Annotated in this window: 27 protein-coding genes and 1 tRNA gene; 12 read left to right on the forward strand and 16 right to left on the reverse strand. The window is 46.9% G+C overall.

What is annotated here, in order from left to right; genetic code table 11:
- Positions 1-21 precede the first annotated feature (21 nt).
- Complete coding sequence (locus RIC07_RS34790; RefSeq protein WP_446398506.1) at positions 22-258, reverse strand: hypothetical protein; 237 nt, start codon at positions 256-258, stop codon at positions 22-24.
- Entirely contained in the window at positions 234-413 is a 180-nt protein-coding gene (locus tag RIC07_RS34795) for a hypothetical protein (RefSeq protein WP_446398507.1), read from the reverse strand. The genes RIC07_RS34790 and RIC07_RS34795 overlap by 25 nt, the downstream gene beginning before the upstream one ends.
- Between RIC07_RS34795 and RIC07_RS34800 the strand changes: the two genes are divergently transcribed.
- Both RIC07_RS34800 and RIC07_RS34805 read left to right on the forward strand, forming a co-directional pair.
- Positions 407-817, forward strand: a complete 411-nt coding sequence (locus tag RIC07_RS34800; protein ID WP_006105339.1) for an ArsR/SmtB family transcription factor — start codon at positions 407-409, stop codon at positions 815-817. The genes RIC07_RS34795 and RIC07_RS34800 overlap by 7 nt on opposite strands.
- Before the next feature lie 171 nt (positions 818-988).
- Entirely contained in the window at positions 989-1,498 is a 510-nt protein-coding gene (locus tag RIC07_RS34805) for a hypothetical protein (RefSeq protein ID WP_446398508.1), read from the forward strand.
- Positions 1,499-1,747: 249 nt separating this feature from the next.
- On the opposite strand, the gene RIC07_RS34810 is transcribed toward RIC07_RS34805, so the two are convergent.
- Complete coding sequence (locus tag RIC07_RS34810) at positions 1,748-3,121, reverse strand: S-layer homology domain-containing protein (protein ID WP_446398509.1); 1,374 nt, start codon at positions 3,119-3,121, stop codon at positions 1,748-1,750.
- Between the two features lie 178 nt (positions 3,122-3,299).
- On the opposite strand from RIC07_RS34810, the gene RIC07_RS34815 reads away from it, so the two are divergent.
- From RIC07_RS34815 to RIC07_RS34825, 3 genes are all read left to right on the forward strand, one after another.
- A complete protein-coding gene (locus RIC07_RS34815) occupies positions 3,300-4,208 on the forward strand; it encodes an alpha/beta fold hydrolase (protein ID WP_446398510.1) in 909 nt (302 codons plus the stop codon).
- A gap of 48 nt (positions 4,209-4,256) precedes the next feature.
- Positions 4,257-5,030 (forward strand): ZIP family metal transporter, encoded by a 774-nt coding sequence (locus RIC07_RS34820; RefSeq protein ID WP_446398511.1) that lies wholly within the window; start codon positions 4,257-4,259, stop codon positions 5,028-5,030.
- Between the two features lie 278 nt (positions 5,031-5,308).
- Positions 5,309-5,833 carry a hypothetical protein gene (locus tag RIC07_RS34825; protein WP_446398512.1) on the forward strand — a complete coding sequence of 175 codons (525 nt, stop codon included), beginning with the start codon at positions 5,309-5,311 and terminating at the stop codon, positions 5,831-5,833.
- A 52-nt stretch (positions 5,834-5,885) separates the two neighbouring features.
- On the opposite strand, the gene RIC07_RS34830 is transcribed toward RIC07_RS34825, so the two are convergent.
- From RIC07_RS34830 to RIC07_RS34840, 3 genes are all read right to left on the reverse strand, one after another.
- The gene (locus tag RIC07_RS34830) at positions 5,886-6,593 is read right to left on the reverse strand and encodes a Uma2 family endonuclease (protein WP_446398513.1); all 708 of its coding nucleotides are present in this window, start codon (positions 6,591-6,593) and stop codon (positions 5,886-5,888) included.
- Between the two features lie 49 nt (positions 6,594-6,642).
- Entirely contained in the window at positions 6,643-6,780 is a 138-nt protein-coding gene (locus RIC07_RS34835; protein ID WP_446398514.1) for a hypothetical protein, read from the reverse strand.
- A gap of 36 nt (positions 6,781-6,816) precedes the next feature.
- Positions 6,817-6,888 (reverse strand) — tRNA-Gly (locus RIC07_RS34840).
- Positions 6,889-7,193: 305 nt separating this feature from the next.
- On the opposite strand from RIC07_RS34840, the gene RIC07_RS34845 reads away from it, so the two are divergent.
- Complete coding sequence (locus RIC07_RS34845; protein ID WP_446369965.1) at positions 7,194-8,069, forward strand: Npun_R2479 family HD domain-containing metalloprotein; 876 nt, start codon at positions 7,194-7,196, stop codon at positions 8,067-8,069.
- 10 nt (positions 8,070-8,079) lie between these two features.
- The gene (locus RIC07_RS34850; protein ID WP_446369963.1) at positions 8,080-9,195 is read left to right on the forward strand and encodes an ABC transporter permease; all 1,116 of its coding nucleotides are present in this window, start codon (positions 8,080-8,082) and stop codon (positions 9,193-9,195) included.
- On the opposite strand, the gene RIC07_RS34855 is transcribed toward RIC07_RS34850, so the two are convergent.
- The 7 genes from RIC07_RS34855 to RIC07_RS34885 all read right to left on the reverse strand — a co-directional run bounded on the left by RIC07_RS34855 (position 9,137) and on the right by RIC07_RS34885 (position 15,678).
- A complete protein-coding gene (locus RIC07_RS34855; protein WP_446378631.1) occupies positions 9,137-10,147 on the reverse strand; it encodes a LysR substrate-binding domain-containing protein in 1,011 nt (336 codons plus the stop codon). The genes RIC07_RS34850 and RIC07_RS34855 overlap by 59 nt on opposite strands.
- Before the next feature lie 353 nt (positions 10,148-10,500).
- Positions 10,501-11,280, reverse strand: a complete 780-nt coding sequence (locus tag RIC07_RS34860; RefSeq protein ID WP_446398515.1) for a BMC domain-containing protein — start codon at positions 11,278-11,280, stop codon at positions 10,501-10,503.
- Positions 11,281-11,513: 233 nt separating this feature from the next.
- Positions 11,514-12,125 carry a hypothetical protein gene (locus RIC07_RS34865; protein WP_446398516.1) on the reverse strand — a complete coding sequence of 204 codons (612 nt, stop codon included), beginning with the start codon at positions 12,123-12,125 and terminating at the stop codon, positions 11,514-11,516.
- A gap of 281 nt (positions 12,126-12,406) precedes the next feature.
- A complete protein-coding gene (locus RIC07_RS34870; RefSeq protein ID WP_446398517.1) occupies positions 12,407-14,116 on the reverse strand; it encodes a ribulose bisphosphate carboxylase small subunit in 1,710 nt (569 codons plus the stop codon).
- 381 nt (positions 14,117-14,497) lie between these two features.
- Complete coding sequence (locus tag RIC07_RS34875) at positions 14,498-14,800, reverse strand: EutN/CcmL family microcompartment protein (protein WP_006105202.1); 303 nt, start codon at positions 14,798-14,800, stop codon at positions 14,498-14,500.
- 138 nt (positions 14,801-14,938) lie between these two features.
- Complete coding sequence (locus tag RIC07_RS34880) at positions 14,939-15,280, reverse strand: carbon dioxide-concentrating mechanism protein CcmK (RefSeq protein ID WP_006105258.1); 342 nt, start codon at positions 15,278-15,280, stop codon at positions 14,939-14,941.
- A gap of 86 nt (positions 15,281-15,366) precedes the next feature.
- Positions 15,367-15,678 carry a carbon dioxide-concentrating mechanism protein CcmK gene (locus RIC07_RS34885; RefSeq protein WP_006105229.1) on the reverse strand — a complete coding sequence of 104 codons (312 nt, stop codon included), beginning with the start codon at positions 15,676-15,678 and terminating at the stop codon, positions 15,367-15,369.
- A gap of 559 nt (positions 15,679-16,237) precedes the next feature.
- Here RIC07_RS34885 and RIC07_RS34890 point away from each other — a divergent pair.
- The 4 genes from RIC07_RS34890 (at position 16,238) to RIC07_RS34905 (ending at position 21,919) form a co-directional block, all read left to right on the forward strand.
- Positions 16,238-18,121: an NAD(P)H-quinone oxidoreductase subunit F gene (locus RIC07_RS34890; protein ID WP_446398518.1), complete on the forward strand. Its 1,884-nt coding sequence runs from the start codon at positions 16,238-16,240 to the stop codon at positions 18,119-18,121.
- 306 nt (positions 18,122-18,427) lie between these two features.
- Positions 18,428-19,912 (forward strand): NADH-quinone oxidoreductase subunit M, encoded by a 1,485-nt coding sequence (locus RIC07_RS34895; protein ID WP_446398519.1) that lies wholly within the window; start codon positions 18,428-18,430, stop codon positions 19,910-19,912.
- Between the two features lie 130 nt (positions 19,913-20,042).
- Positions 20,043-21,173 (forward strand): CO2 hydration protein, encoded by a 1,131-nt coding sequence (locus RIC07_RS34900; RefSeq protein ID WP_446398520.1) that lies wholly within the window; start codon positions 20,043-20,045, stop codon positions 21,171-21,173.
- A 98-nt stretch (positions 21,174-21,271) separates the two neighbouring features.
- Positions 21,272-21,919: a type I restriction endonuclease gene (locus RIC07_RS34905; protein ID WP_446398521.1), complete on the forward strand. Its 648-nt coding sequence runs from the start codon at positions 21,272-21,274 to the stop codon at positions 21,917-21,919.
- Between the two features lie 50 nt (positions 21,920-21,969).
- On the opposite strand, the gene RIC07_RS34910 is transcribed toward RIC07_RS34905, so the two are convergent.
- Together RIC07_RS34910 and RIC07_RS34915 are read right to left on the reverse strand one after the other, a co-directional pair.
- On the reverse strand, positions 21,970-22,548 hold the full coding sequence (locus RIC07_RS34910; protein ID WP_446398522.1) for a hypothetical protein: 579 nt from the start codon (positions 22,546-22,548) through the stop codon (positions 21,970-21,972).
- Positions 22,549-22,600: 52 nt separating this feature from the next.
- The gene (locus RIC07_RS34915; protein ID WP_446398523.1) at positions 22,601-23,428 is read right to left on the reverse strand and encodes an ABC transporter permease; all 828 of its coding nucleotides are present in this window, start codon (positions 23,426-23,428) and stop codon (positions 22,601-22,603) included.
- A 166-nt stretch (positions 23,429-23,594) separates the two neighbouring features.
- Between RIC07_RS34915 and RIC07_RS34920 the strand changes: the two genes are divergently transcribed.
- Positions 23,595-24,923, forward strand: coding sequence for a ribulose bisphosphate carboxylase small subunit (locus tag RIC07_RS34920; protein ID WP_446398530.1), 1,329 nt, complete (start codon positions 23,595-23,597; stop codon positions 24,921-24,923).
- A gap of 78 nt (positions 24,924-25,001) precedes the next feature.
- On the opposite strand, the gene RIC07_RS34925 is transcribed toward RIC07_RS34920, so the two are convergent.
- Positions 25,002-25,361: a hypothetical protein gene (locus tag RIC07_RS34925; RefSeq protein ID WP_446398524.1), complete on the reverse strand. Its 360-nt coding sequence runs from the start codon at positions 25,359-25,361 to the stop codon at positions 25,002-25,004.
- Between the last annotated feature and the right edge of the window lie 18 nt (positions 25,362-25,379).

The following is a 25,379-nucleotide window of genomic DNA, read 5'->3' on the forward strand; positions in this document are numbered from 1 at the left end:
GAACCAGCGATTGGGGATTCGTTATTTATTTAGGGAACAGGGAACAGGGAACAGGGAACAGGGAACAGGGAACAGGGAATAGGCAATGGGCAATCGGGAATGGGCAATGGGCAATGGGCAATAGGTAAGGTAGAGTTTTGAGTTAACCTCCCCCATCTTCCCGACACCCGACACCCGACACCCAACACCCCACACCCGACACCCCACACCCGACACCCCACACCCGACACCCATCACCCAACACCCAACACCCGACACCCATCACCCGACACCCAACACCCCACACCCATCACCCAACACCCGACACCCGACACCCAACACCCCACACCCAACACCCCACACCCAACACCCCCTGAGTCAGCTACCATAAAATCAGACCATTCCACAGCCAAGAGATAGTACCTCAATGCCAATCCGATTATCCACGCCAGAGGCAAACATTTCTGCTAATCCAGACACAGACACACCTCATTGCCATCCGCCCCATCAGGTTGAACGCCAGCGGATTGATTCATTGCAGCCAAAAATGCTGAACACAGAAAAAGCTCAACGCATGGCAGAATTGTTCAGTTCCCTGGGTGATACAAATCGATTGAGGATCATCTCCCTACTCGCGATCGCAGAACTCTGTGTATGTGACATCGCCACCGCGCTGGATATGAGCGAATCCGCCGTCTCCCATCAATTACGCACCCTACGAGCCATGCGATTAGTACGGTATCATAAACGCGGTCGCAAGGTCTATTATCATCTTCAAGATCAGCACGTTCTCGACTTGTATCAATCCGTCGCCGAACATCTAGATGAACCTGACTAACAATAAATCCTAAATTCCCCATGACACACCGAACGTGTTACCGAGCGTGTTACTGAGCGAAGCCGAAGTAAGTCGAGGTAAGCGTTCGACTGAACTTCGACAGGCTCAGGGGTCCGCGCTCACGCCGAAGTCCGAGGTGTTCCCCATTCCCCGTTCCCCCTTCCCTAAAAAATGATTACTTGGCAACAAAATAGTGACAATCCCGAAAATGGCGCAAATCTCACCAAAATCAGTAAATTTTGGACAGCGTTAAACAACCGTAAAATTGCATGGCGACAGCGACTAATTCCTGCCAGTGGAAATGCCCAGGAAATCGACTGGGAATGGCAGCGGTTTGACGACGAGTTTAAACTGCAAAATCCCCAAATTCGCGGAATTACCCTCTACTGGCAAAAAGTGGACACAGATCAAGAACGCAGCACAACCCCCTGGAAACTGGAACTTGATCCGCAACGGCTTCAGCTTTATATTTATCCTCAATCTCAGAAAAATTTAGTCATCCGCGTGGGAATTCCGGAAGTTGTCTATCAGAAAATAGAAATTACCAATCCTCAATGGGAAAGTAACTATCAAGAGGAAAATCATAGTATCACATTGCGCGATAAACAGCAACAAATCGAAGTCAAACTTACCCTAAGCCCCGAAAATATTGCCCAGCTTAAAGAAAATCTGCCCGGATAGCAGCAGTTGGAGATCCCCCTAAATCTCCCATAAAAAAAAGCGAAGCATCCTCTGGTCTCCCCCATGGAACAAAAAGCGAAGCATCCTCTGGTCTCCCCCATGGAACAAAAAGCGAAGCATCCTCTGGTCTCCCCCATGGAACAAAAAGCGAAGCATCCTCTGGTCTCCCCCTTTTTAAGGGGGACGGAAGGGGGATCAAAAAGGGAAGAGGGCAAAAAAAGTAGATTTTAGCAGCAATTCTACAGCCAATTAATCGTCATCATCATCGTCATCATCGTCATCATCATCATCATCGTCATCATCCCAATCATTCTCATCCTCCATTTCTACTTCCTGTTCTTCACCCGATTCTTGCACCTCATTTTCCAGTTCTTCAAATTCAATCGCCGCCACATAAGGCGAAGAAATTGCGACGGTTTCCCCGGTACTCACCAAAGCTTGATACAAAAATGCCGCTACTTCTGCCCGGGTAGCGATCTGATTGGGATTCAGTAATTCGACATTAGGATAATTGACCACAATGCCTCGCTGCGTCGCCGCAGCAACTAACGAACGAACATTAGTCGGAATCGCTGATGCATCATTATAAAATTGCAAAATGTTCGTTGCTGATCCATTCACAGAATAATTTAACCCCTGAGTTAATGCCAATAATACTTCCAACCGCGATAACTTTTGCTTGGGGTTAAAGTTATTAGCAGAATTAACCGTTAAAAATCCCGTTTCACAAGCTTCTTCAATGGCATTATATGCCCAGTGACGGCTAGAAACATCCCGAATACTAACATTACGAATTTTCGTCTTCTCAAACGCCTTACGAATCATCGCCGCAAACTGGGCGCGAGTCACAGGTTCATTGGGACGAAATGTGCCATCGGGAAATCCGCTGATAATATCTAAGCGTACTAATTCAGCAATAAAGTCCTGCGCCCAATAATTACTGGCGATATCCGTGAAACTTGTTTGTACAGTTTGGCGGATTTGGGAACCACTAGCGGCGACTTGTTGCTGTTGAGTCGTCCCCCCACTCATCTGAGTGGTTTGGTTGGTTTGACGTTGACTAGCGCGACTATCAACAGTTCCCTGCGTGGTTTGACGGGTGGTACTCCCGGAGGTGATTTCCGTAGTTTCACGGTTGCGGGTGCGGATACGTTGTTCTTCAATCAGCGTCGCGGTATACCGGGCGGTCATTTTCTGGCTTAAGGTTTCATCCAGGGCGACAACTGAACCCATCTCATCCGTCCGATACGCCCACAGTTTATCCTCACTCCCGACAATCACCAACCACCCTGGAACTAGCGCCTGAGTGCAAATCTGATCACCACCTAATCCCAAACATCCATCGGACCACGTTTGGCGGGCGACTTTGAGGATTTTTAGCTCAGATGTATCTAAATTATGGCGACGGCTGATATCATCAAGGACAGCCTCTGCGATCGCGTCAGGCAACGATTCAACGGTATCCGCTTCTACTGAGGGAGTTTGGGCAAGTTCCATCCCCTGAATCACCTCTAGGGGAGATGTGGGGATAGAATTAGCCAGAGAAGGAGTAGCGGTGGCGATCGCGAATCCAGTAACCGCGATGATTATCCTACCGCTTGACGCAAATAATAGTTGACTCATAACACGCATACCAAACACAAACAAAAGGAATCCAAAGACAGAACTGATGGGGAAACTGTTCCCATTTATTCAAACGTGGCGATTCTCAATAAACAGGAATCTGGGCAAAAATTTTCCAGAATCTGTCTCAATCCCGGTATCATAGAACAAAACACTTAAACAAACTTCATAAAGCACCGTGATTACCCAACCGCGAATCCAGAACAACCCCTTAGAAAAGCACGTTTGGACTTGGCAAGGTCACTCAATTCAATACACCGTCCAGGGAACAGGTCAACCCTTGTTATTGATTCACGGCTTTGGTGCATCCATTGGACATTGGCGCAAGAATATCCCGGTTCTGGCGGATGCGGGATATCGGGTGTTTGCGATTGATCTGTTAGGGTTCGGCGGATCAGATAAACCTGCCTTAGACTACAGCTTAGAGGTATGGCAGGAACAGATCAAAGACTTCTGGGACGCCCATATCCAAGAACCAACCGTATTTATTGGCAACTCAATTGGGGCGCTGTTGAGTTTAATGGTAGTTACCCAAGACCCAGATATCGCCATGGGTGGTGTTTTAATTAATTGTGCAGGGGGCTTAAACCACCGTCCCGATGAGTTAAATTTACCCTTACGGCTGGTGATGGGAACCTTTAACAAATTGGTCAGTTCTAAAACCGTCGGTCCGTTTGTATTTAACCGAATTCGCCAAAAAAACCGAATTCGCAACACCCTGCGTCAGGTTTACTGTGATCCCGCCGCGATTACGGAAGAATTAGTCGATTTACTCTACCAACCCTCCTGTGATCCGGGTGCCCAACAGGTATTTGCATCTGTCTTAACGGGTCCAGCCGGTCCTGCGCCTGGGGAATTATTACCCAAATTAAACCGTCCTCTATTAGTTCTTTGGGGCGAAAATGACCCTTGGACACCAATTAATGGGGCGGCGATTTACCAACAGCAGCGCCAGATGGAGAAGGATGTCGAGTTTTTTGCCATCCCCCAAGCGGGTCATTGTCCTCACGATGAGAAGCCAGAGATGGTTAATTCTCTAATTCTCGATTGGCTAAGTCAGCAATATAGCAGCATTAAGGTAAGTTAGAACATTCTTACTGTTCCCTGTTCCCTGTTCCCTGTTCCCTATTCCCTTATGAATCCAATTCTTGCGGGTTTTATTGCCAGTTTACTGGCGGGACTCGCAACCTTTGTCGGTGCGTTACCCGTATTTTTACCGATTCGCTTGACCCACCGATTACAAGCGATCGCGTTAGGATTCGGGGGTGGGGTAATGCTAGCTGCGACATCGTTTTCGTTAATTGTACCGGGTAAAGATGCAGCGATTTCTCAAGGCGCTTCCCAAATTAATGCGGCGTTAATTATGAGTGTGGGTGTGCTTCTGGGAACGGTGTTTTTAGGGTTAAGTAATAAGTATCTGCCACACGAACATTTTCATAAGGGTTCAGAAGGGGTCAATTCTCAACATCTCAGACGCATTTGGTTATTTATTATCGCGATTACAATTCATAACTTTCCCGAAGGCTTGGCGGTTGGGGTTAACTTTGGTGCAGGAAATCCGGCGCAGGGAATTCCCTTGGCGATCGGGATTGGATTGCAGAATATTCCAGAGGGTTTGGTTGTAGCGGTTTCGTTGTTAGCTGAAGGCTACTCAAGCTTTTATGCTGTGGGGGTTTCGTTGTTGACAGGGTTAGTCGAACCCGTGGGGGGTTTACTGGGTGCAGGTTTGGTTGCGATCGCACAACCACTTTTACCCTGGGGAATGGCATTTGCAGCGGGTGCGATGCTGTTTGTGATTAGCGATGAAATTATCCCCGAATCCCATCGTCAAGGTCGCGAACACGAAGCCACAATTGGGGTTATGGTAGGATTCGTGATTATGATGCTTCTCGATATTGGCTTAGGCTGAACCGATACCTCGATAAAACAAAGAATATACCACAATCTATTTCCTTTGTCTAGCTCCATCTGTATTTACTTTATAAATACACTTCCATCAGTGAATCCACGCGGACTTTTCGGGAATTTCACCCAAAAATTTCCGTAGTTCCATGGATGTGTTTTTGGCTAAGATATTCCAAAATTGAAATGGGTGAATTCTATGAGGGACTACCCTCAGCAAGCCAGGTCAATGATTAGATTGTCTGGCGATTTCGATTGTCAGTTGGTTGCATCTAACAAAAAAACATGAATCTTGAAGACATTGCTCGGTATTACATTGATACCCCAGCGTATGATCTCTCGCCTTCCGTCGTGAAAGGCTTCCGTCAGTTGATCGTGGATATAGCACAGGTAGAACTCCAGGGTATAGAGTTTCAGTATGTTGATTTTTTCCCTTACATGAAAGGAACAGAACTGAGCTTAGAGCATATCTATAGGGATTACAACCAAGGAAAACTAATGATTACCACTCAGTTCAACAACTCTGATCTTTTGGGTTCAGACATTAACCTGATTTTCCGCTGCATTCACGAAATCCATCACATCAAACTGAATGTTGGTTTTGATTTAGACGGGGAATTTGCGACAGCGGTTCATCTGATTGAGAAAACCGATAATCTGTTATTTAAGCAGATTCTCTTCAGTGAAAGCTTAGGACAAATTGCCGTGCGCTTGTGCCAAGGAAAGTTTCCCGACGACCAAAAAGTCGTCCTCTTTGAGCCTGAGGTGCTGCACTGTTTGAAAAAAGAATGGAAATCTTTGTTGAACTGAATTTTCCAAGCAAGAGATAGGTTAGATAAGGGAAATGGGGAGTTAAGCCACTTTAGTCGGGCAACTCTCCAAAGCGTTCCCGATATCGACCCAAAAGTGACTCCATCTCCGTTAACTGTTGCTCTGCTTGCACTCGCTGTTGTTGCTCTTGTTCAGCGACTTCTTGGGGTATCAGAATTAGATCTCCTTGGGCATTAAAAAAGCGCAACTTCGACTCATAAATCCCTAAATATAACCCCAACTGCTTGCTCCATAACCACCCTTGCTGATTCGGCGGTAATTCCTCATACTCCCCATCGACTAAGTGAAATCCTTTAAACTCTAAGCTATTTGGATCAAACCAGAAATAGTCCGGCGTCCGGAAAACATCTTGGTACAGCTGTTTTTTTAAGCCTCGATCAGTCGCCGCCGTCTTGGGAGAAAGAATTTCCACAATCACATTGGGATACTTCCCATCTTCCTCCCAAACCACCCAACTTTGGCGCGGGAAGCGTTCTACTCCCAAAACCACAAAAAAATCCGGTCCCCGGAACTTCTCTGACTTGCGCTGACGGGGAGAGTAGTAGATCGTCAGATTACCAGACGCATAGAAATCATTGCGCTCTCGCCACAGCCATTCCAGACAGGCGATGAGCAATGTCATTTGTAGGCGATGCAAGTCTGTTTCCAAAGGAGGCTCGTCACTCAGTAAGTCACTAGGGGGAAAGACTATATCATCCCATAGCTCTTCGGACGTTTCCAGCTCTTGGGCGAAAGACATGGCAGTTCCACAACAAAAGTGCGATAAATCTAGTGTAGTATGCAAGAGGCTAGTCGCTAGAGTCGCCGTGCGATCGCCATTGATATAATTTAGTCACTGTAGTGGCGTGGCACACCTTATTTAATACATTAACCATTAGCCCGGAAACCGTAGGGGCGCATAGACGTGCGCCCGATTCAATGGTCAAATCTATTCCACCATTTTAGCTGTGCCACACCAGTAGAGCGGGTGATGGGACTCGAACCCACGACATCCAGCTTGGGAAGCTGACGTTCTACCACTGAACTACACCCGCAAGTTACTCTAAACGAGAATCTTTAAGCTATTATATCAATAAATTTGCCTCATATTTCTACCTGGCTCTGGAGGTGAAAACTTAACCTTGATTGAGCTAGGTATGTTTTCGTTTATACAAAAACCCGGAAAGTCCTACAAATAAAGGGGTTGCGAGTTCGGTAACAGTTAGCTATGACCAAAAACACGTCGAGGTTGTGAATCTTTAGATTCCAATCAACTTAAATTTATCGCATCCTGTAAAGTATAGAGTTATAACTGTTCGATTGATCCTCAAACCATTGCACTCCGCAGGGATTACCCAGGATGTTTAACGCAACAGAAATTCTCATAAACTCATTTGTCCAAAAACTCCGGGATGGCTACCACCGGACTTACGGGGGGCTGAAAACCGACTATGAGGACATTATTGCTTGGGCAGGCAGTATGGCAATGGAAAATATTGCCAACAGCGATGCCCTCTATCATAATGTCGAGCATTCTATTCTCGTCACCTTAGTCGGTCAGGAGATTCTCCGAGGCAAGCATATCCGTGAAGGGGGCGTCACACCAGAAGATTGGTTGCACTTTATCATTTCTCTGGTTTGCCACGACATTGGCTATGTGAAAGGAGTCTGCCGTCAGGATCGCGAAACTGAACGACTTTATGCGACGGGCAAAAATGGTGAGATGGTGCATCTGCCTCCTGGCGCTACCGATGCCTCCCTAACGCCTCATCATGTTGATCGGGCGAAACTGTTTACGGATGAGCGATTTGGCGGTCACAAACTGATTGACGCGGAACTGATTAAGCTCAATATTGAACTGACTCGTTTCCCAGTTCCCAAAGAAGGGGATCATCGAGATACCCTGAATTATCCCGGTTTGATTCGTGCCTCTGACTTAATTGGTCAGCTTTCTGATCCCCGCTATCTCAAGAAAATTAGCTCTCTATTCTACGAATTTGAAGAAACGGGTGTCAACCAAGCCTTAGGCTATGAGCATCCTGGTGACCTTCGCGCGGGTTATTCCAGGTTTTACTGGAATGGAGTATTTCCCTTTATCCAGGAAGCCCTGCGTTACCTGTCCCTCACCCAAGAGGGTAAGCAAATCACCGCCAACCTCTACTCCAATGTGTTTGTTGTCGAACACGAAAAGAACGAAGAACAACACCGACAACTCGCCCAGCAGCTTAATTCTTAACCTGTAACCCATGAACTGGTGGCAAAAACTGAAAAAGAACCCCCTGGCTCGGTTTGGCGCGATCGTGCTATTGATTTTTTACCTTGCCGTAATTGCGGCTGATTTTGTCGCGCCTTATGACCCGTATGTCTCCCAACCCAATGGTTCCCTGTTGCCACCCACCCAAGTCTACTGGCGCACTCCTGAGGGCAGGTTTATTGGTCCCCATGTCTACCCAACCACCCAAGGACCAACGGATTTAGAGACGGGGGAACGAGAACTGATGGTGGATTGGCAAAGTCCGTCCCCCATCCGTTTATTTGTTCAAGGTTCGGCGTATCAGTTTCTGCAACTGCGTTTCCCCTTACCACCCAATTTTGAAGAGGTGGAGATATTTGGCGGAATTCCGATGAACTTGCACTTGTTCGGCACGATTGGTGAAGGCAAACTGAATCTATTAGGGACGGATGAGCAAGGTCGTGATCAATTCAGTCGTTTGGTGTATGGAGGGCGAATTAGTCTCAGTATCGGGTTAGTGGGAATTGCCATCTCTTTTCCGCTGGGTTTAATTATCGGCGGAATTTCTGGCTATTTCGGGGGGTGGATTGATGCCATGTTGATGCGCCTCGTGGAAGTGATGATGACGATTCCCACTCTATACCTACTCGTGGCATTAGCGTCAGTGTTACCACCAGGACTAACCAGCGCCCAACGATTTTTGTTAATTGTTTTAATTACCTCGTTTATTGGCTGGTCTGGATTAGCCCGGGTGATTCGCGGACAGGTGTTGTCAATTAAAGAACGAGAATTTGTCCAAGCATCCCAGGCGATGGGGGCGAAACCGCTGTACATTATTGTCCGCCATGTGCTGCCCCAAACGGCAACCTATGTGATTATCTCAGCCACTCTCGCCGTCCCCAGTTTTATTGTGGCGGAATCGGTGCTGAGTTTAATCGGTCTGGGCATTCAGCAACCTGACCCCTCCTGGGGAAATTTGTTGTCCTTGGCAACGAATGCTTCGATTTTGGTGCTACAACCCTGGTTAATTTGGCCCCCCGCCGCGCTGATTATCTTGACCGTGTTAGCCTTTAACTTGCTGGGGGATGGTCTACGGGATGCCCTTGATCCTCGGAGTTTGCAGCGCTAGGGGGAAGAGTTCCATTGGATTGCGCTTGTGGCAAGGTTCGGCGTAGGGCAGTCTTTTGGGCAAAGTCTTTGCCTTCGGTGAGCAGATAATCGAGAAAGGTGCGAGCGACAATGGAGAGTTGTTTGCCATTTGGGTAAACCGCATACCAGTATCGTTCAATCGGGAATTCTTCCACATCTAAAATGGTCAGTTGGTTGCAGATGCCCTCTAAGGCTAAGGTATGACGGGATAAAACCGAAATGCCTAACCCTCCCGCGATCGCTTGTTTAATGGCTTCATTGCTGCCTAAGTCAAGCTGCACTTTTAACTCAATATCACGGGAATCAAAGAGTTCTTGCACCGCCTTGCGCGTTCCTGATCCAGGTTCTCTCATAATAAAGGGTTCCTCTGCCAAGCGCTCTAGAGGAATATTGGTTTCATTCACCAACGGATGATCCGATGGGGCGATGACAACCAGGGGATTGTCAAGAATGGCTTCGTAGGTAATATCCAGATCCGGAAGTTGACTCATGACATACAAGTCATCGGCATTGTCATTCAGACGATTCAAGATAAATTCATGATTGGTCACCTGAAGCGACACATCGATTCCTGGATAACGCCGACAAAATGGACCGAGTAACCGGGGAATAAAATATTTGGCGGTTGTGATCACCGAAACCCGCAGGCGTCCCTGTTTCAGACCTTGCAAATCAGCGACAGTCATCTCAAACTGGTCTAAATTCTCAAATATGGCACGACAGGTCTTGACGAGTTCCTCTCCGGCTTGGGTAAGATAAAGACGTTTGCCTACTTGATCAAATAAGGGAACACCAACCGCTCGGGTAAGCTGTTTCACCTGCATTGACACCGTGGGTTGGGTGAGAAATAGTTCTTCGGCTGCACGAGTAAAACTATTATGTCGAGCAACGGCTTCAAAGACTTTGAGCTGATGCAGCGTGGCTTGCTTCAACGATACTCCTCCTTGATAGGAATAATTTATAGATTATAGTCTATGATTTATATCAGAACAATGTATTTTTTCTATGGTAACTCTGAGTTAAGATTTCAGATAACACCAAACAAGTGACAGTCTTCCTTCCATCCTGCGTTGCCCCCTAACCAATTTGTATGTTCCGGAATAAGCAGTTTGGTTTAAGCCTGTACCTACAGGAAAGCTTAATCCGGTCATCGCTGGAATTGGGTGCAACGCCTTTTTTAATAGGTAGACACAATAAAAGAGATCGTCATTCGTCCTTTGTCATTTGTCCTTTGTAGGGGTTTGCTTCCCCAGCTTCCCCAGCTCTGCTAATCAGCAATGTAATATCAGAAGTCAATTTCCTTAGTCGGCGCGGGCAATTTATCTAAATCAGGGAGTTCGACTAATTCCTTCTCTGTTTCCTTGACCTCAACAGGCAATCGTAGGGGTTCGGGTGTTTCTTCCTCTTCAATGAAGTAACTTGCCAGGGGTAGGGCTTGTTCGAGATCTTCTAACGGTCGAGTAATCACGGTAACAGCAACCAGTTCCCCAATCCGTTTGGCTTCTGCCATACCTACTTGCAGCGCCATGGCGACTTCTGCTACCCGACCCCGGATAATAACGGTACATAAGCCCGCGCCAATGGTTTCGTAACCCGTCAGTTCCACATTTGCTGCTTTGAGCATCGCATCCGCTGCACCGACGATCGCGGGAAAACCGCGAGTTTCTAGAAGTCCCAGGGCTTGGGAACTATGGCGCGATCGCGTCTGCTGTTGCACCTCTTCTAGCAAATGAGAACCCAGAGGTAAAACCACCTCCAAGTTCGGGAACGGTCGAGGAATTACCAAGGAGGACAATAACTGACCTTCTCGTTTAGCATGTTCAACCCCAGCTTGCACCGCAATCCGTACTTCTGCTGTAGCGCCGCGCACAATTGCCGTACAATGACCACTACCAATTTTTTCAAATCCGATTAACGTCACGCCAGACGCCTTGAGCATCGCATCAGCCGTACTCACAATCACGGGAAAACTGAGCGTAGACACCAAGCCCAAAGAGGAATGACGAAAGCGATTTCGTTGAGTAGAAGGGGTGTGGGGGATAATTCCAGGGTTGTATGACTCCATAGCTCGGCTCTCCATGTCGTTGTTGGCTGTTAAGTGTTGCCTCTAATCCAGTCTAAGAAACCCAACACCTCAACGCTAACAACTTATCGGTATAACCTATCTTGGCGCTGATCTTAACACTACAGATTGGATGGTTATAGCACGGCGAGGATACGTTAGACCATCCATTAATCCCAAAAGGGAACAGGGAACAGTCGAGAATATCCTAACCTGCCAAAGTAGCTGCTATACCGTCAATGATTATAGGGAAATAGAGTTTTGAGAATCCGGTCTACACTCCCTTGTCCATAGATTGAGTTTCCCGCCGGGGAGTCAGCAGATTTAGGTTCCTCTTCCGTCGTGGACTCGCTGGAATGTCTCTGGGAATCAACCGGTGGGTTGACATCCTGCTGCTGTTCAGACTGTTCAGGAGAGGGAGATGGGCTAGAGGCGATCTTAGGTGAATGATTCACCGCTTCTGGGGGATTAGAGCTATCAACCGGAGGAGTCGCGGCTGGGGAAACCTCGGCAACTTGACGCCCCACATCACCAACAACAGACCCCGCAGGCACAACGGTTAATCGCTCAATCGAAGCATTCCAAATCGTGGTCAGTGAACCGATACAAGCATTTGCCCCAATTGTCCCGTGACCCACGACCAATACACCTGTACCCATATTGACACCGGTTTCTATCTCTAACGTCCCTTGGTCAGCGTGCAGAATTGAACCTGCACCAATACAAACACCTGCCGCGATAATCATTTGACTCTCAGGATTAGCCCGCAAAATTACTCCCGATGAAATCACAGCACTCGGATCAATGGTTACATCACCTTGCACGTAGACATGAGAGTGACTGCTCAATGGTAGTGGCAGGGGCAAATGCATTTTATAGTTATAGACGTTATAAACGTGAAGATAATTAGGTCAATTGAATCAGAAGTCCTGTGATTTCCAAGTCAGTAATTTTGGATTACCTTTGTGGGAAAGGAAAGGGATTGAAGATTAAAAATTGTCAATTCTTTCTTTGTTGAACAATTTCGGAGAAAGCATTGAATTCAACCCTAACTCCATCGCCAATCCCCAATCACAGATCACCCTTTCCTTTGCCGCTGACTTCTAACGGTTCCTGAGTTAAGGGTTGCTCAACTTGGCTTTTGAATCAGGGTTTCCAAGACACGCCGCTTGGCTTTTGGATCAATGCCAATCAGACGCACATATTCCCCGCTATGTTCAGCCATACAGCCTTCTAACCCCTCAACCACCTCAGAGACTTGATTCGATTCGATGGGAGCGCAGCTTTGCCAGGAACTGGTGCGGAAGCGACGCTTGTCGGCGTGTTCGGTTCCAATTTTGTAGCCTTGAGCTAACAAACCCCGGACTTGATCAATCGCCTCTTGGCTCAAAGACGTATCCGCAGGTGATACAGAATCCGCTTTTGAGGGGGCGGATACCGTGCTGTAGCTGTTGCTGGTGCGCCGACCATTTGAGGAGACCGATGTCCCTGTTGTCAAGGCTTTACTATCCGGTCGTTGAATAATTTCTTGCATCACCCGCCGTTTCGCATTGGGGTCAATCCCAATCAAGCGCACGTACTCGCCCTCATGGTCGGTTAAACAGTCGGTAATCGCGTCCATCACCTCCGATTCGCGATTGGATTGAATCGACATCGCACTCTTCCAGGAACTGGTGCGGAAGCGCCGCTCATCTGCATATTCTAAACCAACCCCATAACCTTGAGCGACCAGTCCCGCCACCGTTTGCTGAAGATCAGATTCGAGTTGGGGTTGTGAACGGGAAACCTGACGCTTGTTGCTCGGCGCAGGCTCACTGTAACGATAACTCGAAGACGCTTTCGCGGGGGTAGACTTGGACGGCTGATCACCGGGTCTTTGGATAATTTCTTCCATCACCCGCCGTTTGACTTTCGGGTCAATCCCAATCAGGCGGACATATTCACCTTGATGATCCTGCAAAAAATCGCTCAGAGCATCAAGTACCTCTGATTCGCGATCTGAGTGAATCGCGATCGCACTCTTCCAAGAACTCGTCCGGAAGCGCCGCTCATCTGCATATTCGGCACCAATCCGATATCCTTGAGCTAATAGTTGACGAATTTGTTTCTGCAGGTCTGAATTTATGGCTGTAAATGAAGGCATGGAACTATAAGAATAAGAAGAACGACGAGAAGGTTGATTTCCATTTTCCTGATCAGAGTCAGAGGCTTGAACCCTTTCCTTGCGGATTGGCGCAATACAAGCTTCATCCTCTGCACACTGATACCCTGATCGCAATGCATCGTTGCATGCGATCAGATTATGAGCAAACGTGAGATCCTCCTCTTGGACATCGGGCAATCTATCCGCTTGCTGCTGGTTATTAATGACTGCTCCAGAGGGTATATATTTACCCGGCGGAATTTCCACATCTTGCACCAAGGCGTGCATCATGATGATACAGCCATGACCGATGCGAGCATTAAAAACGGTGGAGCGAAAGCCAATAAAGCAATCATCTCCAATGTAGGCTGGACCGTGAATCAGGCATAGATGAGTAATCGAGGTATTCTGACCAATCCAGACGGAGTAAGCTTTTTTGTCATCCCCCATCACTCGCCCATCTTCTAAGCCATGAATCACCACTCCATCTTGAATATTCGAGCCAGCGGCAATGTAAAACGGTCCACCTTCGTCTGCTCGAATGGAAGTCCCCGGAGAAATCAGGACATTTTCAGCGATTCTGACATCTCCGATAATATTAGAAAAGGAGTGGACGTAGGCACTTTCGTGAATTTTGGGTTCTGCCAAACTTTTTGACCAAGGGGTCGGGGGTGCCGCGTAGCTACGAACTACCATGATAATATTTTCCTGCCTTGCACAACGTATATCAACGTGTTGTTTTTTTTTGATTAAACCAAGAGCATTTCATCCATAAGCCTTGGATGTTTATCCCAATAGGGATATAAAGATCTGTGTTTAAGCTGGATCTTCAAGCAGCAGCAATTCTAGATTGTCTGGTTTTGAGGGAGAAGTTTTTGGTTAAAACCCGAATACTGAGCCGAGGGCTATTGGGTTAACTCCCCTCCCGCCAGCAGAATAAGTATTGGCTTTAATACACCAAATTAGGGTATGAATTCTTGGTCTGGCGGTCAGTCATCTTAGACCGATAAGGGAGTCAGACTCAGGGCTTGCTCATGATTGGTGTTAACGATTTCGGATGACTTTTTCCACCCCAGACTATCGATATTGATCTTTTTTACTGTAGAGAATGTGATTATCTACACTAACGGTGTCGATAATCCCCACTACCATAGCATCAATAGGGCGCTTATCACTTTCACCCACCTGACGGGCTGCGCTGCCACAACTCACCAAAACCCACTCATCCACACCCGCACCGACGACATCTGCTGCCACTTCGTAGTTAGGTAGAGGTTTACCCTCTTCATCCATAAACTGTACTAAGAGAAATTTTACACCTCTCAGGCTGGGTTCTTTACAAGTACTAACGACTGTCCCCCGCACTCTGGCAATTTGCATTTATCCTCCACGGTTGGGATTTTGGATCGTCGGTTCTGGGCGGACTGAGTTGCCGTTTTTTTTAACGCGCGAGTCTTGCCTTTGTCTCAATCCCCAATTAACCTTTCCTATAATCATTTAAGGATAAGGGTATTGGTCTTAGGGACGGTTAAGCGGACGGATGGCATTCGTGCTTTCTCGGAACTGTTCTACGTCTTCAGTGTACCGAATCGGCAGCACGTACTCTAGGTTTTCATGAGGGCGAGCAATAATGTGAGTGGATAGAACCTGACCCCCATTGACGCGCTTGACGTTATCCACACCAGCGGCTACAGAGGCTTGGACTTCCGACACATCGCCCCGGACGATAACCGTAACCCGACCACTACCGATTTTTTCATACCCGACTAAGGTGACGCGGGCGGCTTTCACCATGGCGTCAGCGGCTTCGACGACAGCAGGAAAGCCGAGAGTTTCTACCATTCCAACGGCGATTGACATGAATGTTTCTCCAAAATCTAGGGGTTTGTCTGTTTTGACACCTTAGGAGCGCCATGATTTAGCCCAATCTAAGCGTAGAGATCTCGCTAATAGGATCGGAATTGCTCCACGGCTTCGCTATATCGAATCGGTAGAACGTATTCCAAGTTTTCGTGGGGACGAGCAATGATGTGGGTGGATACGACTTCACCCCCATTCACCCGATTAGCAGATTCTACGCCAGCAGCGACGGAGGCTTGAACTTCTGAGACATCGCCCCGAACAATAACCGTAACCCGCGCACTACCAATTTTTTCATACCCGACCAAGGTGACACGGGCAGCTTTCACCATGGCATCGGCGGCTTCGACGACAGCCGGAAAGCCTTTGGTTTCAATCATTCCTACAGCAATTGGCACGTTTATTTTCTCCTTGTGAATACGTTGACCATGAGTCAGCCCATCCCGGTTGGGCGAAAATTTGGACGGGAATGCCGAAGTTTAGACTAATAAATTACTAGCCAAAACCAAGCATAGAGAAGCTTGGCACAATTGACAATATAAATTATTATGATAATTCTTAATCAAACTGTTTAACAAAACTTAACTTTAGAGCGATAATAATCGAGAGGTTGGGCAAAATTCTCAGCTTTGGCGAAATGTTGGCTTTGTTTTATAATTTTTGGGTAACGTTTTTATACGTTGAAATGACTCGTCTCAAGATGCCAGGACAATCACCTCATAATCAAGCAGGGGCAACGAGTAGGAGAAACGCCGGATCGAACAACTCAAGCATGGAGAGAAGGTCAAGGCTCTAGTGTTAAGTATAAGCTAAGGTTATCACTATGATTAAGCTGACCTTTAAATAGAGGGACTCAAACCGCGATCGCGGCGAATCCCTTTTTCAATACGCAAAATTCTGTATCAATCTGTATCAATATGATCCAGTGATAAAAAACCAACGAGGTAGGCAAGCGGGATGACAGAGTTTCTGAATCAGACAATTTGGTTAGTGCCGTTTTATGGGCTAATTGGCGCCATCTTAAGCTTACCTTGGGCAACGGGTATAATTCGCCGTACCGGTCCGCGTCCGGCTGCCTATTTCAACATATTAATGACGCTTTTTGCCTGTATTCACGGTTGGGTAATCTTCCGATCTGCCGTGAATCAGCCGATGGTGAACGAGTTTGTATTTGACTGGCTGCAAGTTGGCGGCGTCAATTTCTCCTTCGCCCTAGAAGTTTCGCCTGTGAGTACAGGTGCGGCAGAGGTGGTGACCAGCCTCTGCCTGTTGGCGCAACTGTATGCCCTAGGATACATGGAAAAAGACTGGGCATTAGCCCGCTTTTTTGCCTTAATGGGATTCTTTGAAGGGGCGATGAGTGGAATTGCCTTGAGTAATTCCTTACTCTTGAGCTATGCCCTGTTAGAAATGCTCACCCTCTCCACCTATTTACTCGTTGGCTTTTGGTATGCTCAACCCTTAGTGGTTACTGCTGCACGAGATGCCTTTTTAACCAAGCGGGTGGGTGATATGTTGCTGTTAATGGGGGTTGTCACCCTGGGAAGCCTCGCGGGTAGCTTAAACTTTAATAACTTATACGATTGGGCAGGAACCGCAAACCTTCCCCCCATCCTCGCCACCTTACTGGGATTAGCCCTAATTGCCGGACCCCTAGGGAAATGTGCTCAATTTCCCCTGCATTTATGGTTAGATGAAGCGATGGAAGGACCCAACCCCGCCTCCGTCTTGCGGAATTCGCTGGTCGTCTGCTGTGGGGCGTATGTGTTGATTAAACTGCTGCCGATTTTAGCCCTATCCCCAGTCACCTTATCCGTGTTAGTGGTAATTGGCACGATCACAGCGATTGGTGCATCCTTAGTCGCCATTGCCCAAATTGATATTAAGCGATCGCTCTCCCATACCACCAGTGCGTATTTAGGGTTGGTGTTTATCGCCGTGGGAACTGGACGCGCCGATATTGCCGTGGCATTACTCCTCGCCCACGCCTTTGCCAAAGCCCTATTATTTATGAGTACGGGTTCGATTATTCTCACTACCAGTAACCAAAATCTCACCGAGATGGGCGGCTTATGGTCACGGATGCCCGCCACAACCAGTGCCTTTGTCGTCGGAACAGCAGGGATGATTGGACTATTGCCCCTAGGAGGGTATTGGGCGATAAGTAAAGGCATTAATTCACTGTGGGCGGATTCGCCCGGATTAGTCGCCACCTTTATCGTGGTGAATGGGATTACAGCCCTCGGATTAACCCGCGTCTTTCGCCTAGTATTTTTAGGCAATCCCCAGCCAAAAACCCGCCGCGCCCCGGAAGTAGCGTGGCCCATGGCGTTACCCATGGTTGGGTTAACTCTGATTAATCTGGGGATGCCTTTGTTGCTGCAACAATTAAACCTGTTACCTGTTGCCAAGTATGAGTACCTGATTGAAGTCCCCCAACTGTTATTATTGGGTTCCAGCGTAGTGGGTTGTGCGATTGGGGGTTTAATGGACTTACACAGAACTGGATTGCGATCGATTCTCTTACCTGTGAGATTTTTGCAAGACCTTTTAGCTTATGATTTTTACGTCGATCGACTCTACAATCTGACTGTGGTCTTTGCCATTGACCTGTTTTCTAAACTGACCGACTGGATTGACCGTCATATTGTCGATGGGGCGGTTAATTTAGTCGGTTTGGCGACTGTGGTTGGGGGTCAATCGTTGAAATATAGTGTTTCGGGGAAATCCCAGTTTTATCTGTTAACGATTCTCATCGGCGTCAGCTTATTAGCCCTCTTGATGAGTTGGCCCCTCAGTCAGTGGGACTGGGAACGGTGGTTGTTTCTGAATGGGCAATAAAAAGTGGTTGTCGGTTGTCGGCGTGGGTTGAACTATTATTGTTTATGAGTTAACCCTAATGTGGCTCAATCTGCACGGGTTGATTGGTATCGAAATTATATTTTTTTAACGCAGAGGAACGCAGAGGTTAACGCAGAGGGACGCAGAGGATCATAACCCATGAGAAATGACTTAGTTTGCTTCTCAAGGGAAGCGAGTATGACAAATGACAAATGACAAATGACAAATGACAAATGACAAATGACAAATGACAAATGACAAATGACAAATGACAAATGACAAATGACAAATGACAAATGACAAATTATGCTAAGTGCTTTAATTTTAGTCCCGCTATTAACAGCCCTAATCGTCGGATTTTTGCCCACGACGCTGATGGGAAAAGGGGCGCGTCAAGTCACCCTAATTGTTACCAGTGGTCTGTTTATTTGGTCATTGGTACTATTAGCGCAGTTTAATCCCGGTCAGATGAGTCTTCAATTTCAAGAAAAACTGTCTTGGATTGAGTCAATTGGGTTAACCTACAGTTTAGGTATCGATGGGTTGTCAATCCCCTTAGTGGTATTAAATGGCTTACTCACCGTGATGGCGGTTTACGCGACTGATGAGGAGTTAGAACGCCCTCGATTTTATTACACGCTGATTCTGTTATTAAACGCTGGGGTGGCAGGGGCATTTTTGGCGCAAGACTTATTGCTGTTTTTCCTGTTTTATGAACTGGAATTAATTCCTTTATATTTGTTAATTGCCATCTGGGGCGGAAAACGGCGTGGCTATGCGGCAACCAAGTTTCTCTTATATACAGCGGTGTCTGGGGCGCTGGTTTTAGCTGTCTTTTTAGGCTTGGTCTTTTTGAGTGGGGCAAATACCTTTGCCTATAGCAATGTGCAGAACTTAGCCTCATTATTGCCCGTGGGTCGTCAATTGCTGTTATTAGGCGGAATTCTGATCGCCTTTGGGATTAAAATTCCTTTAGTCCCCTTTCATACCTGGTTACCTGATGCCCACGTTGAAGCATCCACACCGATTTCCATGCTGTTGGCGGGGGTGTTGCTGAAATTAGGAACCTATGGATTATTGCGCTTTGGTTTAGGATTATTCCCAGAAGCTTGGACAGTAGTCGCGCCTTGGTTAGCGATATGGGCGGTTGTCAGTGTGCTTTATGGGGCGTTTAATGCGATCGCGCAACGGGATATGAAGAAGATGGTGGCGTTTAGTTCAGTGGCGCACATGGGGTATATTTTACTGGCGGCGGCGGCGGCGACATCAATTTCCCTGGTGGCGGCGGTGATGCAAATGGTGAGTCATGGATTAATCTCGGCGTTACTGTTTTTCCTGGTGGGGGTGGTGTATAAGAAGACGGGTTCGCGGGATTTAGAGGTTCTTAATGGATTATTGAATCGGGAACGCGGATTACCGTTGATTGGTAGCTTTATGGTATTGGCGGTAATGGCGAGTGCGGGAATTCCGGGAATGGTGGGATTTATCTCAGAATTTCTGGTATTTCGGGGGAGTTTTCCGGCGTTTCCTTTGCAAACACTTCTGTGTATGATTGGGACAGTTTTAACGGCGGTTTATTTCTTAATTCTGTTGGATCGCACCTTTTTTGGTCGTCTCTCGGCGCAGGTGATTCATTTACCTCGTGTTTATTGGCGGGAACGGATACCGGCGATTGTGTTAGCGGTGTTGATTGTGATTTTTGGCATTCAACCGGGATGGTTAGTGCGGTTGAGTGAAACCACTACGGCGACGATGGTGACGAATTCACCGACAATGGCTTTAGGGAAATAAGGCAGATGGCAGATGGTAGATGGTAGAAGGGACGTTAATACTAAGTCAGGGCGGATTTTGCATAAACGTTACTATCAATAGCGAAAAGAAAGTTCCTAAACCAGCCCCTACACACTCAAAACTAATTGCTATGGTCATTAGTCAAAAAACCTCTAAAAATCATCCCCTAGAACCTTACATTAAACGCCTTCACTCAGGTGAAGCGTTGCTGGTGGATTCACCGGAGAATGTGCTAGAGGTTGTGGGGATTTTACATAGTTATGGCATTGTCCTAGATGCCTATTCCCGCAATCTAATTTATATTGCTGAGAATCAGTTTTTAGTCTTTTTTCCCTTCTTTAAATACTTCAACGGGGATGTGTCTCTCCAGAAACTATTGCAGCATTGGTGGCATAATCGGATTAATTTTGAATATGCCGAATACTGTATGAAATCCATGTTTTGGCATGGGGGTGGAAAATTAGATGCTTATCTAGATACGCCAGAATTTAAACAACACTGTGTAGCCGCGATTCAGGCAAAGTTTAAGGGGAATCCTTTTGTTCAAGGATTAAATGGGTTATTTCCCAATTTTCTCACCGAACAAGCGCGTCAGATGGCATATTACAGTGGCTTGGGTCAATTTTGGCGGGTGATGAGTGATATTTTTATGGAGTTATTTAGTCGCTATGACAAGGGGGAAATTAAGACGATTCCGCAAGTGGTGGAACATATTTTAAATGGATTAGTGGCGGCGGCGAATAAGCCAATTACCTATAGCGTGAAAATTCGCGATCGCGAGTATGAGATACTTCCCAAATCTGCTGAGTTAACCTTTCTCATGGATACAGCAGTACCCTATGTGGAAGCGATTTTCTTTCGGGGAACGCCGTTTTTGGGGACGGTTTCCTATAACGCCCAAGCCAATCAGATTCCGCCAGAACAAGGTAAGTTTACTTATGGGGCATTATATGCTGATCCGTTACCAATTGGAGGATCGGGAATTCCGCCAACATTATTGATGCAGGATATGCGTCATTATTTACCTGACTATCTGCATCAAGTCTATCAGCGATCGCGTCGGGGAGAGGATGATTTGCGAGTGCAGATTTGCCAAACGTTTCAGAAGTCGATGTTTTGTGTAACCACGGCGGCAATTTTGGGATTAGCGCCTCATCCCTTGGATACGACGGAACCGGAACAACAGGCGGAAAATCGGGCGTATTTGGAATATTGGATGGATCGATTTGTCACATCGCGGATCAATGATGTTAATAAGTGAGTTATTTGTCATTTGTCATTTGTCATTTGTCATTTGTCATTTGTCCTTTGTCCTTTGTGCTATCACTCATTCATAGGAAATAATTCTTATCTATTATTATGACTCAAACTCTTGCAGCTAGAGAGATTACTCTCCATGAATTAGAAACAAAATTTTGCATCCAGTTGGTTGAAGATGACCAATTCTTCCGAGAATGGCAGGACAACTTACCGGAAATTACTGACGCCGAGAAAGAAAGGTTGGACAGAGTAAAACTCAGTTATCAGAATTTAACGAAATACCCACCTCTGTTGGAAAACACCGTAAAAATGGTTGTTCTTTCTCCCTTGCTAGACTTAGCGGACTTCTACCTCCACCCCTTCCACATCAAATCCGAGAAGTCTGTGGCAATAGCCGCAGAAGATGAGGGAGTTATTGTCAGAGGAGAGATTGATGTATTGGCTTTATTAGAACAAGTTTGGCTAGTCGTCATTGAATCAAAAAAAGCCGCATTTTCGTTAGACGTTGGCAAACCACAACTTCTCGCTTATATGCTATCAAATCCCGATCGGGAAAAACCTGCCTACGGACTAATTACGAATGGGAGTAGCTTCAGATTTATAAAATTAGTCAAAGGAGAAACAACTCGATACGCTGTATCTAAACTGTTTGATATTTTCAATCCAGGAAATGAACTGTATAGTGTTTTGAGTGTACTGAAGCGTTTGGGTCAATTAGCAATGAGTGAGGGTTATCGCTTAAGTTGATACTAATGCACGTCGGTGCTACCGTACAAATGCATATTTATACTAAACCTCTAAACGATCAGATTAAGCCAACTAGGATATGCACAAGACTGGTGATTTTGCAATGGTAATCCCTGATACGTCGAACCTATTTCGCTAACACCCTGCTCAAATTCCTGCAAATTCATAGTGTCAACTTCAACAAGTGCCTCAAACGCAATTGTCCACCAATTCTCTTTATTAACGGTAAGCTGGGTTAATTCATAGGTAATCTCTTGGTAAAAACGTTGCGATCGCGCTTTGTTCACCGACACCCATGATCCTTGTGTCAAGCCGCCTTTGGGCATGAGACTCTCAGACGTTGAGTCTTGACAACTCCACTTGATCCATTGTTCAATTCTGCCTTCCCAGTGGTGACTAAAGTGGCGAATACCCCATTCTGCTTTACGCCACTTAATCTCTAAACTGCCTTGCCGAAATTTGATATTCAGATAGGGACAATCGGGGATATAAAGATAAGTATCCTCCCGGGTTTCTGGTGATCCTAATATCTCGCCTGGACAATCTGTGGTGAACCAATCATTCACCTGTTTAGGTAAGATCCCGCGATTGAACCAGCGCAGTTCTAACGTGATGAAGTCATTTGTCATTTTTTAGGGAACAGGCAACAGGGAACAGGGAACAGGGAATTACAATTCAGATCTAATCCTGCTGGTGGGCGAATTTATAAGCCCCAATAAAGGATAGTGCGATCGCGAAGGCTAATAAAACTGGGATAGAATACCAGGGAAACTGGGATAGGGGTAAATAAGCAGCCGCCCGCAATCCGGTACTGGCATAGCTGAGGGGTAACAAGTAGACGATAACTTTTAATGCCAAGGGTAATGTTCTCGGATCAAAGAACGTTGCGCCCAAAAACGACATTGGTACAATCAAAAAATTGTTGTACAGTCCCACGGATTCTAAGGACTTGACATTCAATCCCACAATTACCCCTAAACCAGAAAATACGGCGCAATTCAGCAGTAACACTAGCAAAAATAAGGGATTGATAAAGCTGAAAACTTTACCTGTAAACAGAACCGCTACCACAATCACCGAACCGGATGTCATCAACCCACGCACGATTCCGGCTAGAATTTTACCCAAATACAGCGCTAACGGGTGTACGGGCATCAGTAGTGTTTCAGCAAATGTCTTGGTGTAAAGCCGTTCACCGCATATCGAAAAGGTGGTTCCACTGAAGCTAATCGTCATCGAGGATAGGGCAATCATCCCCGGTAGGATAAATTCCAAATAGCTGTCACCCGCCGCCGTTTCCATGGCTGAATTGAGGGCGCTACCTAATCCCAACCCAAATGCGATAATGTAAATCACTGGGGAGATGAGTCCAGCCGCCGCGACTTGCAGGATTCTCACCCGCAGCTTTAGCCACTCGCCCCAGAATACGGTGAGGCTATCGGCTAGGATGGTTTGCCATTGACTGCCTTTGAGAGTTTTGCTGAAGGGGAATGCGAGATTAGACTTCACAATATCGATAGGATTAACATCTCTTCTTAATATTACTTCATAATTCTGGGCATCTGGCTGATGGTGTGGGGGAGGGGGAAGCCTCCTACTTACCCGCCTTTGATCACCCCTCACCCTCAAAATTCGGTAATATCAAAGACTACCGAGCACAATGACCTCTCAATTTATGACCTACTACATCGCGCCCAGCTTCCGGGATAAACTGGCGGTTCACATTACCAAAAACTATCTAGAGTTAGAAGGGGTACGGGTTCCTCTGATTCTGGGCATTCATGGACGCAAAGGAGAAGGCAAATCCTTCCAATGCGAGTTAGTCTTTGAACAAATGGGGATTGGTATCATCCATATCTCTGGGGGTGAACTGGAAAGTCCGGATGCAGGTGATCCGGCGCGTCTGATTCGTCTGCGTTATCGAGAAGCCGCCGAAATGATTAAGGTGCAGGGGAAAATGTGCGCTTTAATGATTAATGACTTGGATGCAGGGGTTGGACGTTTTGACAGCACGACTCAATACACGGTCAATACTCAACTCGTCAGCGCCACATTAATGAATATTGCCGATCATCCCACCGATGTGCAACTCCCTGGGAGTTATGACGCCAATCCCCTGCATCGCGTCCCGATTATTGTCACCGGAAACGACTTCTCCACCCTCTATGCGCCGTTAATTCGAGAAGGTCGTATGGAAAAATATTACTGGGAACCCAGTCGAGAGGAACGCATTGGCATTGTTGGCGGGATTTTCGCGGCTGATGGACTACCACGACGAGAGATAGAACAACTGGTGGATCAGTTCCCCAATCAAGCCATTGACTTTTTCAGCGCCTTGCGATCGCGGATTTATGATCAACAGATTCTCCACTTTATCCATGATGTCGGACTTGATCAAGTTTCCTTTCGCGTCGTTCGCAGTACCGAAGCACCGCCGGAATTTGAAAAGCCGAATTTTGAACTATCTCACTTAATCGAATTCGGTCAGGTGATGATTGGCGAACAAAGACAAGTTGAACAGACAGGATTAGTTCGAGAATATAATAAGGCACTGCGCGAAAGTCCTGCGATTGAGTTACCGCCAGCACAACAAATCACAGGTCAATATACTCCCCAGACACGGAGACAGGGAAACGGTTTAGCCAAAGAACCCCATACCCTTAATCAAGGATCAGCCAATCAAGCCACTACTGAGAATAGAGTTAACCTTAAGACACATCAGCCGTTAGAACTGATCGCGTCCATAGATTTAGATATCCAGCAGCAGATCCGCGAACTCTTAGCCCAAGGCTATCGTCTCAGTTTAGAGTATGCCAATGAGCGGCGTTTTCGCACCAATGCCTGGAAAAGCGGCGGCACATTTCAAGGAAACGAAGCATCAGAGGTGATTTTGACGTTAGCCGAACGCCTTGCGGAGCATAATAACGAATATGTGCGGTTAATTGGCATTGACCCCAAAGCCAAGCGGCGAATTCTGGAAAAGCTCATCCAGCGACCGCGTTAGGATTGGTCATTCGTCATTCGTCATTCGTCATTCGTCATTCGTCATTTGTGATAATTGAACGGTTAGGTCAGGGCGGGTTTAGTTATATCCGGGTGAACACGAAACGTTAGTGGTAAAACCCGCCCCTACAACCCCAGCTTCCCCAGCTTCCCCAGCTTCCCCTGCTCCCCCTGCTTCCCCTGCTCCCCCTGCTCCCCCAGCTTCCCCTGCTCCCCCAGCTTCCCCTGCTCCCCCAGCTTCCCCTGCTTCCCCTGCTTCCCCAGCTTCCCCAGCTTCCCCAGCTTCCCCTGCTTCCCCAGCTTCCCCTGCTTCCCCTGCTCCCCCTGCTCCCCCACTCCATCCTTCCTCAGACACGCTAAATTGTAATGTAGAAGTTCTCAGGCAACGGATAGGTTTAACTCTCCCGAACAACGCGATGAACCATGAACAATGAACCATGAACGCTCGCACCAGGAA

Origin of the sequence: Coleofasciculus sp. E1-EBD-02 (assembly GCF_040218245.1) — a bacterium.
Taxonomy (GTDB): Bacteria; Cyanobacteriota; Cyanobacteriia; order Cyanobacteriales; family Coleofasciculaceae; genus Coleofasciculus.